Source organism: Paenibacillus sp. JJ1722, from assembly GCF_048282685.1.
Lineage (GTDB): Bacteria > Bacillota > Bacilli > Paenibacillales > Paenibacillaceae > Paenibacillus > Paenibacillus polymyxa_B.
Window position 1 is genome coordinate 2692564 of sequence record NZ_CP182500.1, and the last position, 13571, is coordinate 2706134.

General features: G+C 33.9%; 15 protein-coding genes and 1 pseudogene. 15 read left to right on the forward strand and 1 reads right to left on the reverse strand.

Annotation, left to right across the window (positions count from 1 at the left end; all coding sequences use genetic code 11):
* Positions 1-261 precede the first annotated feature (261 nt).
* The 4 genes and pseudogenes from ACM1ND_RS12025 to ACM1ND_RS12040 form a co-directional block, all read left to right on the forward strand.
* Positions 262-837, forward strand: a complete 576-nt coding sequence (locus ACM1ND_RS12025; protein ID WP_023988506.1) for a LysE family translocator — start codon at positions 262-264, stop codon at positions 835-837.
* A 24-nt stretch (positions 838-861) separates the two neighbouring features.
* On the forward strand, positions 862-1638 hold the full coding sequence (locus ACM1ND_RS12030; RefSeq protein ID WP_023988507.1) for an AraC family transcriptional regulator: 777 nt from the start codon (positions 862-864) through the stop codon (positions 1636-1638).
* Between the two features lie 15 nt (positions 1639-1653).
* Complete coding sequence (gene panB / locus ACM1ND_RS12035; RefSeq protein ID WP_023988508.1) at positions 1654-2505, forward strand: 3-methyl-2-oxobutanoate hydroxymethyltransferase; 852 nt, start codon at positions 1654-1656, stop codon at positions 2503-2505.
* A pseudogene (locus ACM1ND_RS12040) lies at positions 2486-2575 on the forward strand (alpha/beta hydrolase); the annotation flags it as partial. The gene panB and the pseudogene ACM1ND_RS12040, both read left to right, overlap by 20 nt.
* Positions 2576-2751: 176 nt before the next feature.
* On the opposite strand, the gene ACM1ND_RS12045 reads toward ACM1ND_RS12040, so the two are convergent.
* The gene (locus ACM1ND_RS12045) at positions 2752-3573 is read right to left on the reverse strand and encodes an NAD(P)H-binding protein (RefSeq protein ID WP_076160928.1); all 822 of its coding nucleotides are present in this window, start codon (positions 3571-3573) and stop codon (positions 2752-2754) included.
* Positions 3574-3704: 131 nt separating this feature from the next.
* Between ACM1ND_RS12045 and ACM1ND_RS12050 the strand changes: the two genes are divergently transcribed.
* The 11 genes from ACM1ND_RS12050 (at position 3705) to ACM1ND_RS12100 (ending at position 13171) form a co-directional block, all read left to right on the forward strand.
* Complete coding sequence (locus ACM1ND_RS12050) at positions 3705-4529, forward strand: MerR family transcriptional regulator (protein WP_076160931.1); 825 nt, start codon at positions 3705-3707, stop codon at positions 4527-4529.
* A gap of 262 nt (positions 4530-4791) precedes the next feature.
* On the forward strand, positions 4792-5244 hold the full coding sequence (locus ACM1ND_RS12055) for a MarR family winged helix-turn-helix transcriptional regulator (protein WP_068938743.1): 453 nt from the start codon (positions 4792-4794) through the stop codon (positions 5242-5244).
* 11 nt (positions 5245-5255) lie between these two features.
* Entirely contained in the window at positions 5256-6377 is a 1122-nt protein-coding gene (locus tag ACM1ND_RS12060; protein WP_023988513.1) for an alpha/beta hydrolase, read from the forward strand.
* 500 nt (positions 6378-6877) lie between these two features.
* Positions 6878-7156: a DUF6809 family protein gene (locus tag ACM1ND_RS12065; protein ID WP_023988514.1), complete on the forward strand. Its 279-nt coding sequence runs from the start codon at positions 6878-6880 to the stop codon at positions 7154-7156.
* Between the two features lie 338 nt (positions 7157-7494).
* The gene (locus ACM1ND_RS12070; RefSeq protein ID WP_076160939.1) at positions 7495-8697 is read left to right on the forward strand and encodes a WXG100 family type VII secretion target; all 1203 of its coding nucleotides are present in this window, start codon (positions 7495-7497) and stop codon (positions 8695-8697) included.
* Between the two features lie 5 nt (positions 8698-8702).
* On the forward strand, positions 8703-8954 hold the full coding sequence (locus tag ACM1ND_RS12075; RefSeq protein WP_076160943.1) for a hypothetical protein: 252 nt from the start codon (positions 8703-8705) through the stop codon (positions 8952-8954).
* A gap of 788 nt (positions 8955-9742) precedes the next feature.
* Positions 9743-10504 (forward strand): ABC-three component system protein, encoded by a 762-nt coding sequence (locus ACM1ND_RS12080; RefSeq protein ID WP_076160947.1) that lies wholly within the window; start codon positions 9743-9745, stop codon positions 10502-10504.
* Positions 10501-10734: an ABC-three component system middle component 7 gene (locus ACM1ND_RS12085; RefSeq protein ID WP_076160951.1), complete on the forward strand. Its 234-nt coding sequence runs from the start codon at positions 10501-10503 to the stop codon at positions 10732-10734. Before ACM1ND_RS12080 ends, ACM1ND_RS12085 begins: the two co-directional genes overlap by 4 nt.
* The gene (locus tag ACM1ND_RS12090) at positions 10718-12316 is read left to right on the forward strand and encodes a DUF2326 domain-containing protein (RefSeq protein WP_076160955.1); all 1599 of its coding nucleotides are present in this window, start codon (positions 10718-10720) and stop codon (positions 12314-12316) included. Before ACM1ND_RS12085 ends, ACM1ND_RS12090 begins: the two co-directional genes overlap by 17 nt.
* A gap of 204 nt (positions 12317-12520) precedes the next feature.
* Positions 12521-12811 (forward strand): hypothetical protein, encoded by a 291-nt coding sequence (locus ACM1ND_RS12095; protein WP_025718955.1) that lies wholly within the window; start codon positions 12521-12523, stop codon positions 12809-12811.
* A gap of 27 nt (positions 12812-12838) precedes the next feature.
* Positions 12839-13171, forward strand: coding sequence for a hypothetical protein (locus ACM1ND_RS12100; protein ID WP_049828402.1), 333 nt, complete (start codon positions 12839-12841; stop codon positions 13169-13171).
* The last annotated feature ends 400 nt before the right edge of the window (positions 13172-13571 follow it).

Below are 13571 nucleotides of genomic sequence, written 5' to 3' on the forward strand. Positions count from 1 at the left end.
CACAATAATCCATGATTATGTTTGTTGTCGGTAAGGTTAAAAACATCTTTAACGGTAGAGGATTCGGGCTAAGTAATTTTTGAAGAAAGCTACGGACAACAAGGAACTGACGATGCAACTCTTGGATAAGGGAAATTTTGATATAGCAAACAGCGTAGAAGAAGTGGGACTACGAAGGGTACAATACCTGCAATAATATACTATATGCCATTTATCTTAAGATGTATTATTTCATGAGAATACGTTAAAGGAGTTTTCCTCATGAATATTACATCTGTTTTAATTTACTGTTTTATTGCCACTTTTACACCAGGTCCAACTAATATCGTTATACTATCTACAGTCCATAATTTTGGGGCAAAAAAAGCAATGAAATATACGTATGGAGCAACTCTAGCTTTTGGTTTATTACTTGTTATTTCTGCTATATTGAATACAATGCTTATAACGATCATACCGAAGATTTTAATTGTTATGCAGATAATTGGAAGCTGTTATATGTTCTATCTCGCCTATCAAGTTTACAAAATGGATACATCCAATCCAACCGTAAACCAATCAGCTACCTTTATGTCAGGCTTCCTTATGCAGTTTCTAAATCCAAAGGTAGTACTATTTACAATGACTGTAATTCCTAGTTTTATTATGCCCCACTATATCGCAATACCTGCGGTGACGATAAGTATTGTCGCTATAACGCTTATTGGTTTTTTAGCATTTGTGACATGGGTTCTTTTCGGTGCAATCTTCAAGGAGTTTTTACAGAAGCATAAAAAGACTGTTAATATAATGATGGCCTTGTTTTTAGCCTATGCGGCCATAATGATATGGATGTAGGTAAGCTTGTTAGGGGTGATTGAATTGGACAAATTTATCTATAAGAAATCAGCAGGTATTACTGCGCTATCAGCAAGTCTTTCTGAATTTAAGTATAAGAAGCACTCTCACATGGAATATGCAATAGGCGTAACATTGCGTGGAATTCAAGAGTATACCTTGGATGGCAGCTTACAGTTATCCTATCAAAATGGTGTGATGCTTTTTAATCCAGAACAGGCGCATGACGGAATGGCACATAATAAGGTGGGGCTTGATTATGTCATGCTATATATTGAGCCACAATTGCTTTTAGAGATTATTGAGCACAAGGATATCGTACGGTTTTCAACGCCAATTGTGTATGACTATAGCCTTGAACAAAAAATATTAAGTCTTTCTAAGGCTATCTTAAGCGAAAAAGATGAGGCTTTGTGTAGCGAATTACTTTTATCCTTGACGGATAGCCTTTTTCAAACCAATCTTTCTACAGACAATAAGAAAGAGAACGTGTTAATTCGAATAGCGAAGGATATGATTCATACCAACTTAGAACATGTACTTAAACTTGACGAGATATGTAAAGAGCTTAATTTATCGAAATTTCAGTTTATCCGATTATTCAATGCTCATACTGGAATTTCACCATACCAATACTTTCTTAACTGCAAGATCGAACGTGCAAAGCAGTTAATAGAAAAAAATAGAGATATTTATTCAGCAGTAGCAGAATGTGGTTTTGTTGATTTAACCCATTTAAATAAACACTTTAAAAGTGTATATGGAACAACAGCATTTGAATATATGTCACATTTAAATTGAGGAGGAGGGAATACGTTGAAACAAACTACAGATTTGTTGAAGATGAAGCAAAACAATGAAAAGATTGTCATGTTAACAGCCTATGACTATCCTTCTGCAAAGCTTGCAGAACAAGGGGGCGTTGACGTCATATTGGTTGGTGATTCGCTTGGAATGGTTGTTCTGGGTTACGATTCAACAATTCCAGTTACAATCGAAGACATGATTCACCACACGAAAGCTGTTAAACGAGGAGCGAAGGATACATTTATCATTACGGATATGCCGTTTTTAACCTATCATTTGTCTGTTAGAGATACATTAATCAATGCTGGGGAATTAGTTCAAGATGCCGGTGCCCATGCGGTGAAGCTGGAAGGTGCCGATGAAGTCGTCGAACATATCGCCGCCCTGACAAGAGCAGGAATTCCTGTCTGCTCCCACCTGGGACTGACTCCGCAAACTGTTGGAGTTTTAGGCGGATATAAGGTGCAGGGAAAAGATGCATTAGCCGCTAAAAAATTGCTGGAAGATGCTAAGAAATGTGAAGCGGCTGGAGCATTTGCTCTTCTTTTGGAATGTGTTCCAAGACAACTTGCAGAAGAAGTAACCAAAGCCCTTTCGATTCCGGTGATTGGAATTGGTGCTGGATTGGATGTGGATGCCCAGGTTCTCGTATATCATGATATTTTAGGCTATGGTGTTGAACGGGTTCCTAAGTTTGTGAAACAATACCATTCGCTGAATCCGTTTATATTGGAGTCCATTCAAGCTTATACTGCTGATGTGAAGAATAAACGGTTTCCTGAAGAAAAACATACTTTTACGATGAAGGAAGAGGAACTGAAAGTACTTTATGGAGGTAAGGCTGGTGATTCACGGTACTGAAGATCCGATTATCCCTTATGAACATGGAAAAAATCTGGCTAACGAAATTACAGGTGCGGTTTTACTGAGTTCAATAAAACAGCGGTAGTCTAGGACTTTATTTTTCCGTCCATGGCTGCCGCTGTTTCTATTACTTGGATCATCAGTCTAATGTAGTATCGTTTTACTCTTTGCCATTCCTCGTTCAACTAGTGTTAGGTTCAACTAGCGTTTTCCGTTAGGTAATTAGTAAAAGTACATAAGGGGTTATACAAAATAATGCTTGTTTTCATTAACCCATTGAGTAAATGTTCTGGCTGGCTTGCCTGTAACTTGTTCTACTGTCGGTAGAACGGTATAGGCTCCTTTAGGAGGGTTTTTCCCAATCCCTATAATAAAGTATTCAATAAATTCATTGTCATAGCCTTTGCTTTTCCAATCTTGTTGTACTTGTTCTTCTGTAATTTCAACAAGATCAATGTATTTATCTATAACTACAGAAATTTGTTTAACCATACTTCTTGGAGACAATGCTTCTGGTCCTGTCAAATCATATGTCCGCTTATCATGGCCTTCTTCTGTTAGTGCCTTTACTGCGACATCAGCGATATCAGCTTCATGAATTCTAGCGCTTAAACTATCGGGGAAAGCCGTACGAATAAGTCCTTCTTTTTGGATTGATTCTGTCCAACCACTGTAAAGTGCATTTTTCATAAATTCCACTGGCTTTAGTAAAGTCCATTCCATTCCGCTATTTTTAATAACGTCCTCAATTGGGTTCCCTTCAAAATCTAACAGGGCTACAATTCTTGCAACATTAGCTTGTTTTGCCATCTGAATAATTCTTTTGTTTTTTATAAATTTTTCGTCCGTTTGTTCACTCTGAGTGATCAGAAACAAGCTATCTATAGTATGGAGATGTGCTTGTATAGTTTCGGGAATATCAAGATCACCTAGAACTACTTGTGCTCCTTTAGGCAAGTTGCTTTCCTTCCTTGATAATGCCTTTACTTCTATATCTTTTGCAAGTAGTTGTTCAACAATATGACTTCCCACACTTCCTGTTGCTCCTGTAACTAGAACTTTCATTCCTTATATCCTCCCAAGATTAATTATTTAGGTATTACTTTCGATTAGATACTCCTCATGGTCTACTGCTATTTGAAGGTTACTTGGTTATAATAAAGTGTGGTGTAACACCATAGTCAAGGAGGGATTTCATGGAGAATAATGTTCACACTCATTTAACGTCAGGACAATTTGCAAAAGTGATGGGTATTAGCAAGGATACTTTATTTCACTATGATCGACTTGGAATTCTTTCTCCTGAATTTAAAGCTGAAAATGGGTATAGATATTATTCAATTAATCAAATGGATGTTTTTAAAGTGATTTCAATACTTAAAGAATTAGAAATGCCATTAAAAGAGATAAAAGAGTATTTAAATAAAAGGTCACCTCAGGAGCTCATTGTCCTACTTGGGAAAGAAGAGGCAATGCTGAATTCAAAAATTAAACAACTGCAAAAAATGAAAAGTATAATATCAGAGAAGAAACGAATTACCCAAGCAGCAACTGAGATCATTTCAACTGATATTATTATTGAGGAAAAAAAGGAGGAGTTTTTGGTAGTAACAGAGGCTGATCCTTACACAAATGATAAAAGCATTTACGATTCTATGATAAAACACGAAAAGTACTTGAACATTTATAGTATTGATGCTTCCCATACAGTAGGCTGGATGAGAGATACTAAAAGAGTCTTAACAAATGAAACATTCAATTATGATTATCTTTTTACTAGAGTTAGTAAAAAATCAAATTATTCAAATTTCAAGCGAGAAAAAGGAACATATTTAATCGCGTACCATACAGAGGGATACTCAAGCGTATGTGACACTTATGATCGAATAATAAGTTATGCTAAAGATAAGAGCATAGAATTACAGGGATTTTTTTATGAGGATGTTTTGTTAGATGATCTTTCAGTTAGAGGTTATGAAGAGTATTTAATTGAGATCTCTGTTCAAATTTTAAAGATGTAGATTAGAAAACAAAGAAGACCCATCACGATAAATCAAACTTTCCTGCTGGTTAAACATCCATGCATCCCAATAAAACATTTTCCTCGCTGTAGTGAATGCCTAATGTCTGTTGAGCCGTACTTACTACTATTAATTGGGGTGATCTACAGATCGCAAGAGATAATGAATGCAAACATTCAAAAAATACAGGTTGAAAATAGTACCATATCGAACTATAATATTAGTACGATATGGTACTTTTTTTGAGAAAATGGAGGTGCACATGGGAATTATAAAAGGAAGATCTGTTTTTTTATCAGCATCCATAGATGCATTGCTGGCTAGAATAGTTTCAAGAAAACACAGGGAATCTGAGGTTGATACTTTAACAGCAACTCAAGCAAGGATTTTGTTTTATCTTTGGACGAAAGACGAAATACCTATACATGAAATCTCAAGGGTTACCAATCTTCAAAAGTCAACTTTAACGAGTATATTAGCTAAGTTGGGAAAAGCAGGACATATCAGTTTTATGCCTTGCCAAACAGACAAACGGAAAACAATAGTTAAAGTAGTGAACAGAAATGAAAAATTAGTGGAATTGAACAAAAAGATTATTGATGAAGTCGGAGAGATTTTTTACAAGGGATTTAGCGAGGAAGAAATAGCATTGTATCAAAGTTTCTTAATAAGAACTTTAGATAACCTGATAGAATGCGAGAATGAAAAAAAGTGAGGAGAGAGAGTATGAATAAAAAACTAAGAATGGTATCCTTCGTACTTTTAGCAACATTGGCTTTTGCCACACAAAAGGAAAGTTTCGTAGCTGCTGAAAGTCCTCCTACAGATGTGATTAGTATGGCTCCTACCTATAAAGATGTGGTGTATGCAACCGTAACTAATGACGATGGAAAGAAAAAAGAGTTAAAAATGAACATCTTTAAGCCGGAGGGTGTAACCGAAGCAACTCCTGTCTTGGTATATATTCATGGTGGAGGATGGGCTATAGGGGACTATCAGGGCGATGATGCGCCTAAAGATGCAAAGAAGGAAACAGCCGCGCCACCAAATCGACCAGCACAAATGACAGGTAGAGCTACAGATCAAGTGGCTACAGATTCAGCATATCAAGTTTTCAAAAAAGTATTAGAAGATAAAATTGCTTTCGTTTCCATAGATTATCGGCTAAGTGGCGAAGCTATTTTTCCGGCTCCCATTTATGATGTTAAGGGCAGTATCAGATATCTGCGTGCACATGCCAAGGAATACGGTATTGATCCAGAAAAAATTGCAGTAGCAGGAAATTCTGCAGGTGGACATCTGGCTACCGAACTCGCTGTTACTAGTGATATAAAAGAGCTTGAAGGTGATGTTGGGGGCAATCTTGAGTATTCAAGCAAAGTAATGGCTGCAGTTGATTTTTACGGTCCAACAGATATGTTTACCATGGGCCCTGAGATGGACCCAACCCTGCAATCTCCTGAGGAGGCAGCCGAAACACATGACTCTCCACGAGCAGCTGAAGCCAAACTTCTTGGATTTGATAAAGAAGGACAAGGTGTGGCAGTCCTGAGAGATATTCGGGATAAAAAACAAACCAATTCTCCTTATTGGGAAAAAGTAAAGTTGGCAGAATTGGCAAGTCCTATAAATTATGTATCTTCAGATGATCCACCCATGTTTATTGCACATGGAGGAAGTGACAGTTTAGTATCTATTCAACAAAGTTTGAGACTTAGAGATACTCTTAACCATGCAGGAGTAGAAAATATTTTTATGTCTAACTCTAAAGCTCCCCACGGTGGCCAGGGTGAAGATGTCAATAATGCAGCTATAACCTGGGTAACAAAAAAATTGCTTAATAAGTGAGAAATTTTAAATATTTATGTTATTTTATTAAAAAAAGGGATCTCCATTTATGGAGGTTCCTTATTCTTTAAAGCCTACTTTAGATGAATTAGATTGGCTCTTTTAACCGTTTCATTGCAGATTAAGTCGTTAGGCTATGAGTTAGATTAATTAATGTACTACCCATTGGATATCAAGATGAAATGTTTCTTGAACGGAAGATGCCGATCGAACAATAGGATCAGACAATTTTGTAGCGGAAAATGCTCATATGTGAGATGGCTTGATGATTTTAGGAACTCTATCCTAAGGGGTAGGGCTTCTTTTGGTTTGTTCTATTTAATAAATAGTCTGTGCTTGTTTGGTGGAAATTTGCCAATAGTCCTTCAATTATTCCTAGTGAAATATTCGCTAAAATTCAATATTGATATTTCCAATAGGATATTCTTATTTTTGGGGAACAAAACGCATCTACGGATCCGAAATTTACGCAAAGTCTGTATCAAGAAGGAGAAGATGAAATGAGTATCTTGGAGGATTTATATTACGGCAAATGGTATCCAAGTGAACGAATCAAACCGAAGAACCCTGAACTTGAACTAACCCATCAGAAAATATCCGCTTCTATGGAAACTCTAAAAGCAAGATTGCCAGAACAAGATTATAAGTTAATTGAAGAACTATCTGATTTAAATGATGTCCTAATTTCTATATTATCTGCCTCGGATTATATTTCTGGGTACAAAACGGGAGTTTTGATGATGTTAGAAATATTTGATGGGAAAAATTATCGAAACTAAGGTATACCTTTGTAAAGTAAAGGGAAAGAAAACTTATACAGAATAGAGTTAAAAGGCAAGGGCCGGACGCTATAGCGTACCGGCTTATTTAATATGAGATGGCTGTTAATCTTATGATCATATAACTGAAATAAGATATATTTTCACGATTATTCAGAAGAAGATGAGGCATTAAAAAGGTACTTATTTATAATGAAGGGGGAGCTGAATTTAATAAATATAAGTCAGAGGTCATAGGGATTAAGTCTTCTAATTCATATAACAATTAGTAATAAAGATGGTTTTCCATAAATTTGAATAATGTTATTATGTCTTAATGAACTCAACCGAGGTAAATTATGACAACAATTAAAGTGACACCTGAACAACTTATAACTGTCTCTAAGAAATTTGAGCTTGCGCAGCAAACGGCGATGCAAATGAATAGTCAGTTATCGCAGCAAATTTCGTTTATGGAACGATTTTGGGAGGGGATAACAAAGGAGCAATTCTATTATAGATTCCAAACATCTCAGAAGAATATGGCTGACTTTGTTACACTAACAGATTCGATTGCTAGAGAACTACGGCAGCATGCAAATAAGTTTAGATTAGCAGATATGATGGAGGATGGGAATCTAGACCCAGGTTGCTTGCCACCTCCACCGAATACTTGCGCAGTTCCTGTTGCAGATACACGAAATGCGCTTCAGAAATCGGCGGATAGCTTAACGGAGCTTGGGCAGGATTTTGTAGCAGCTAATTCAGAACGATATGAGAAAAAATTTGATTCAGTCTGGAGCTTCCTAGATTATATGTCGTACGGCATTCCGAAGGGAATGTATCAAGGGTACATGGAACGGGCAGCTAAACAAAACGATTCATGGAATGACATGCTCAATTTCGGTACATTTGGAGTATCGGGCATGATTCAGGGAGCATTTAATCCCACAAATGCATGGTCAAAAGAACATATGGCAAATTTGATTGGTACAGCTGGTTTGATGATAGGTTCTACGACAACTAAAGCGCTGATTAAGCCCAAAAATATTTTGGAAGGGTCTGTAAAGTTTGAATCGACTCAGAGTAAAGCCAATATTTTAAAAGAAAGCGAACAGCGCTCTTCTAATATAAAATCAGACGATTTTAATTATGCTGAAACTGGTGCTCGTAATATTTCTCCAGAGCAATTTTTTAGAGAAGAAGCTATTGCAGAAGAGTTGTATGAAAAATTTAGGAATTTAGGAAATCAAGACGTGGAAGCCATTTCTAAAAATACTGGTTTTTCAGAAAATAGAATTCAAAGAATCAAAGACCATGTTTTTAACGATACCCACATTAAAGATCATGGAATCGGGAGATTTGACCCAGACTTTGAGTTATCACAAGCGTGGGAGAGATTAATGGATGGGAAGTATGTGGATTCTGATGTACAATTACTACATCATGAGCTTTTTGAATCGAGATTTGAAGGCATATTCCATACGAATTACAGAACAGCACATGATAAAACTATAGAATCTGGAAGACCATGGAATTGGGAAAAGATTTATGAGGAGTGAGAATAATGGCCGTATATATAATCATGTTAAAAGATTACGAAGATGAGGAAAAAGTTGTATATAGTTATGGACCGAGTGAAGATGTAATGGGGAAAATAGAATATGACAAAAAAAATGAGGTTATAAATCAAATTTTACCGATAGTTTCAGAGAATTATGCTGACGAATTTTTCTTTAAGAGAGCGGGACGAAGGTTGGCAAGGATGATTATTAAAGAGAATGGAAACTTCGTAGAAAAAACTACTATTGAATCGTAAGTGAAATATATAAACTATTTACAAGAATCGTAGAAACAAATGGCGATGCCATTTTAGTTTTTTAAAGTAGCTCTCACATTAGGAGTTACTTTTTTTTATTACAAGAGGTGCAGTACGAGGCTTGGGAAATACGTGTAGACAGAAGGCTTTCTTTATAGATGAGAAAGTTTGCTAGTGAAATCGAAGATATTGTAAATGAATTCTAGTTAAGGGAATTACATCTAATTCAGATTATGTTAACAATCAATAATATTAAGGGGAGTACGTAAAGGTGATTTTGAGAATGGAAGCATTTATTTTACTTTATAAAGAATAGTATGATGAGACTGTGGTTGTGTATAGATAAGGTCCAAAAAAGAATTCATGAGAGAAAATCCAATTGAATAAAGATACTAAGTTATTTTCTGAGATTGAGCCTATACAAGATTCAAATCATTCAAACACATTTTTATTTTGACAGAGCAGCACAACAAATGGCTCGATGCTTCATTAAAGAAGGGGAGTATTTCCTGATAAAATGACAATTGGATCATAACTAAACTATAATACAATGATTATAACCAGAGCTTTCTCCTTAATTTACTGGAGTGAGCTTTTAGCTTAGTTAGCCAATTACGAAGACTAATGTAATATTTTTTTTCGAAAATGGCTCTTAAGTATTAGGCAAAAAGATCAGGTAACATCGACCAATAGTTCATTTGTATGATACTATAAGTACATAAAGTCGAAATAAGGAAGCAAATTCTTTAATTGTATCTTATTACATTTGATTAGTTTGAGGTGAACTCATGCAAGCTAATAGAAAAAGTATGAATGAAAATGATAATATGATCCTTTTTTCTGAGGTAGAAGGTATGTGCCCTTTCTGTTCTAAAAGCTTACTATATGTGAAAGATGGAATTAGGAGGAAGATATTTGAAGCTGCTCATATTTACCCATTAAATCCAACAAAAGAAGAATCCTTATTGTTAAAAAACGTAGAGAAATTATCTCAAAATGTAAACGATTTGAATAATTTGATTGCCTTATGTCGTGATTGTCATAAAAAATTTGATTCCCCACGAACTATAGAAGAATATAAAAAATTACTCATCATAAAAAAGGAGATTATTAGAAGAAATGAGAGGAGAGCAGACTATCATAGTTATCAAATTGAGGCAGAAATTAAAATAATACTAAATAAACTTGTGGAAAACGAAAATGAATTATCTCCTCAGATTCTAAATTTAGATGCATTGAAAGTTGATGAAAAGGCGAATATAACTCTGAATAGACTTACAAAGAGACGAATTAAAAGTGATGTAGCGGACTACTATTTCTTTGTGAAGGAACAATTTATAATGCTGGACAAAGAATGTCAATATTCCTTTGATACAATTGCTTCTCAAGTAAATACATTTTACCTAAAATTGAAGAAAAATAAACATACACAAGAAGAGATTTATAATCATATGGCTGAATGGTTAAGTAAAAAGACAGAGAATAGTTCTCTAGAAGCATGTAAAATTATAGTCTCTTTTTTCATACAAAATTGCGAGGTGTTTTCGTGATTATACCAAATAAAGTTATAAACTATAATGATTCGATTATAAATAAAATGTTAGTGCTACTAACCGAACTTTCTCAATCTAATTTCCAAATTAAAGAATTATACTTTAGTACTCAAAATTCTTTTGAAGAGATTGATGAATTTATATATTCTTTGGATGTACTTTATATTCTTAATGCCATTGATGTGGACTTCGATAAAGGAGTAATATCATATGTTGAAACTAATTGAATGTGAGCTATTTCGTAAAAAAAGAATAAAGTTTCACGAGGGCTTAAATGTTGTCTTAGGTGACAACCAAGCATCTAACTCTATTGGAAAATCCACACTTCTTATGATTATTGATTTTATTTTTGGTGGAGATTCATATATTGAACATAATGATGATGTCGTTTCTGAATTAGGACATCATGAATTTTTCTATATCTTTGAATTTAATAAAGAACTATTTTATTTTAGCAGAGGAACTCTTGAACCAAAAGAGGTTTATAAATGTAATAACAGATTCCAAAAAATAGAGCAAATAACTATAGCAGAATATAACAAATTATTAAAAGAATATTACTCCATCTCATGGGGACAAACCTTTAGATCTGTAGTAAGTCTTTTTTCAAGGATATGGGGAAAATATAATTTAGAAGTTAAGAGACCCCTTCATAATTTTCCAAAAGAAAAAAATGTTGATACAGTTAAAAGATTATTATTACTATTCAATCAGTACAATGAAATATTAGATAATGAAAAGAAATTAAAAAATTTAAAGGAATCTGACTGGGCTATAAAAAAGGCAAAGAAATTCGATTATATTCCTAAAATAACCCCCAAAAAATATGAAAAAAATATTATAGAAAAAGATAAAATTGAATTAGAGATTTCTAAATTAAAAGAGGATATTGTTAATACAACTGTCAAATTGTCTGAAGCTTTATCTGATGAAGTTTTTCAGCTTCAAAGTCAAAAAAAAGCATTTTTAAAAGAAAGAGATTACTATAAGTCAAGGCTAGAAAGAATCAACAGAAGTATTAAAAATAAGGTTAATTCGAGTAATTTTGAACTTCTTTTAGCATATTTTCCAAATGTAAATATTGAAAGATTGGAGAATATAGATTCATTTCATAATGGTATTACTAAAATACTTAGTCAAGAGTTATTGCAAGCCAGAAAAGATGCATCGAAGAATCTAGAAGCATTCAATAATGAGTTAAACATAATTGATATAAAAATAGATGATTTAGTGGAAAATAGCAGACATAACAATTATTTATTTGAAAAACTATTTGAGTTATCTGGTAAAGTATCTAATATTGAGCTGGAAAATAAATTTTTTGTAGAATCTAATAGACTGCAAAAAGAAATTATTAGTACTGAAACAGTTCTTAGTGAAAGTAAACAACAGTCATTGTCAACAGTCATGGATCGGATTAACAAAAAGATTATTTCTATTAATGAGAAAATTCATACAGAAAAACGGAGAGCACCTGAACTGACTTTGTTTGAAAAGGACTATGAGTATAAGGTTTTTGATAATACTGGAACTGGGAAAGCATATACAAATTTATTCATTTTAGATATATGTATATTTGACTTAACACCACTACCTATTTTGATACATGATTCAGTACTATTCAAAAATGTTGAAAATAGTGTGGTTGACAATATTATTGAATTATATGATGAGCAACGAAAACAAACATTCATTTCAATTGATGAATTAAATAAATATTCAAGTACTACACAAGAAATTTTGATTACACATTCTGTAATCCAACTTTCAAAGGATAAACTTTTATTTGATAAAGATTGGAGGGCGTAATAGTAATATTTAGCTATGAAATCTATTCAAAGTAGATGTTTAGTATGCTAATAACAACTCAAATCATTGGGTCGGTTAATGTGAGAGATGAATTCAGCAAAAATACAAAAAATACATTATCTAAAAGAGTAGGTGGTTGTTGTTCTAATCCAAATTGTTAAGGGAGAACTTTATATTGAAGAACGATAAAGGGGCAACGTTAAAATGGGGAAAATAATGGATGTTAGTTTAACTTTTGAGTCAAAAGATGAAGGTACAATTATAGTAGGAACAAACAAAGGATTAGATCATTTAACCTACCCAGAAATAAAAAAAATGATAGGTAATAAAATTCTTATTAAATATGCAAATCAAAATGAAATGGTATTAAGCGTTAGCTCTGTTCAAATTTCAACTTCAATGGCTGAAAAGAAGAATATTGGAATATGCATTGGTAAGTTAGCATCTCCTGATCTTGTTCAAGTGGGGGCAAGTATTTACAGTTTGGAACATTAATTAATATCTGTTTAAAGGAGGAATAAAATGAATATAGTAAAAAAAATAGAAGAAGGAAAATGTTCAATACAAGAGTTAGAAAATTTGCTGGAAGAAAAGAACCCCATAGTTTTATATCATGCATTGACACATATCGGAAAAGAAGGCCTCCGTACAGAGGAAATTATAAAAAAGTTAAGTGAATTGTCTTCAAAAAGGGAACCTCAAGATAAGATGATAGGTCATTATAAAGTAGGAGACTTAGCAATAGCTACTATGATAAAACTTGGAGAAAAAGAAGATGAGATAACTGGGTTTAAGATATTAGATGAATTTGAAAAAAAGATGGTTTTCCGTTTATTTGAAGAAATCGAATGGTAATGCCTCCTGTTCGTTTGAATGAATGCACTTAATTCAAAACTTATTTCATCTCGAACCATGAGGAGAAATAAGTTTTTTTCATATCTAATGGAGGTGAACCAAATGAATAGAATACTTATTCAAGCTGTAGAGCGTTTGTATTCAATTCATTTTGAAAGTTTAGTCAAGTCCAAAATTCGCCGAAAACGTCGCTCTAGGAGAAACTACTTAGCTGCTGAGTGTGTAGAGTAAAAGCCTAACCAAAAATGGGTAACGGATATTACGCAATATCGAGTGGGCGAACGCTGGTGGTATCTTTCTGCGATAAGGACTTGCCAAAGCTTTTGCAAGGCAAAAGGCGTGACCGGGCTGATCATTCATAACGACTAGTTTAAAAATGGGTGAGAGGTGTTTTTACTTG

Coding starts and splice junctions, on each gene's coding strand:
- ACM1ND_RS12025 (WP_023988506.1), top strand. CDS start 262: ATGAATATTACATCTGTTTTAATTTACTGTTTTATTGCCACTTTTACA.
- ACM1ND_RS12045 (WP_076160928.1), bottom strand. CDS start 3,573: ATGAAAGTTCTAGTTACAGGAGCAACAGGAAGTGTGGGAAGTCATATT.
- ACM1ND_RS12050 (WP_076160931.1), top strand. CDS start 3,705: ATGGAGAATAATGTTCACACTCATTTAACGTCAGGACAATTTGCAAAA.
- ACM1ND_RS12055 (WP_068938743.1), top strand. CDS start 4,792: ATGGGAATTATAAAAGGAAGATCTGTTTTTTTATCAGCATCCATAGAT.
- ACM1ND_RS12060 (WP_023988513.1), top strand. CDS start 5,256: ATGAATAAAAAACTAAGAATGGTATCCTTCGTACTTTTAGCAACATTG.
- ACM1ND_RS12065 (WP_023988514.1), top strand. CDS start 6,878: ATGAGTATCTTGGAGGATTTATATTACGGCAAATGGTATCCAAGTGAA.
- ACM1ND_RS12070 (WP_076160939.1), top strand. CDS start 7,495: ATGACAACAATTAAAGTGACACCTGAACAACTTATAACTGTCTCTAAG.
- ACM1ND_RS12075 (WP_076160943.1), top strand. CDS start 8,703: ATGGCCGTATATATAATCATGTTAAAAGATTACGAAGATGAGGAAAAA.
- ACM1ND_RS12080 (WP_076160947.1), top strand. CDS start 9,743: ATGCAAGCTAATAGAAAAAGTATGAATGAAAATGATAATATGATCCTT.
- ACM1ND_RS12090 (WP_076160955.1), top strand. CDS start 10,718: ATGTTGAAACTAATTGAATGTGAGCTATTTCGTAAAAAAAGAATAAAG.
- ACM1ND_RS12095 (WP_025718955.1), top strand. CDS start 12,521: ATGGGGAAAATAATGGATGTTAGTTTAACTTTTGAGTCAAAAGATGAA.
- ACM1ND_RS12100 (WP_049828402.1), top strand. CDS start 12,839: ATGAATATAGTAAAAAAAATAGAAGAAGGAAAATGTTCAATACAAGAG.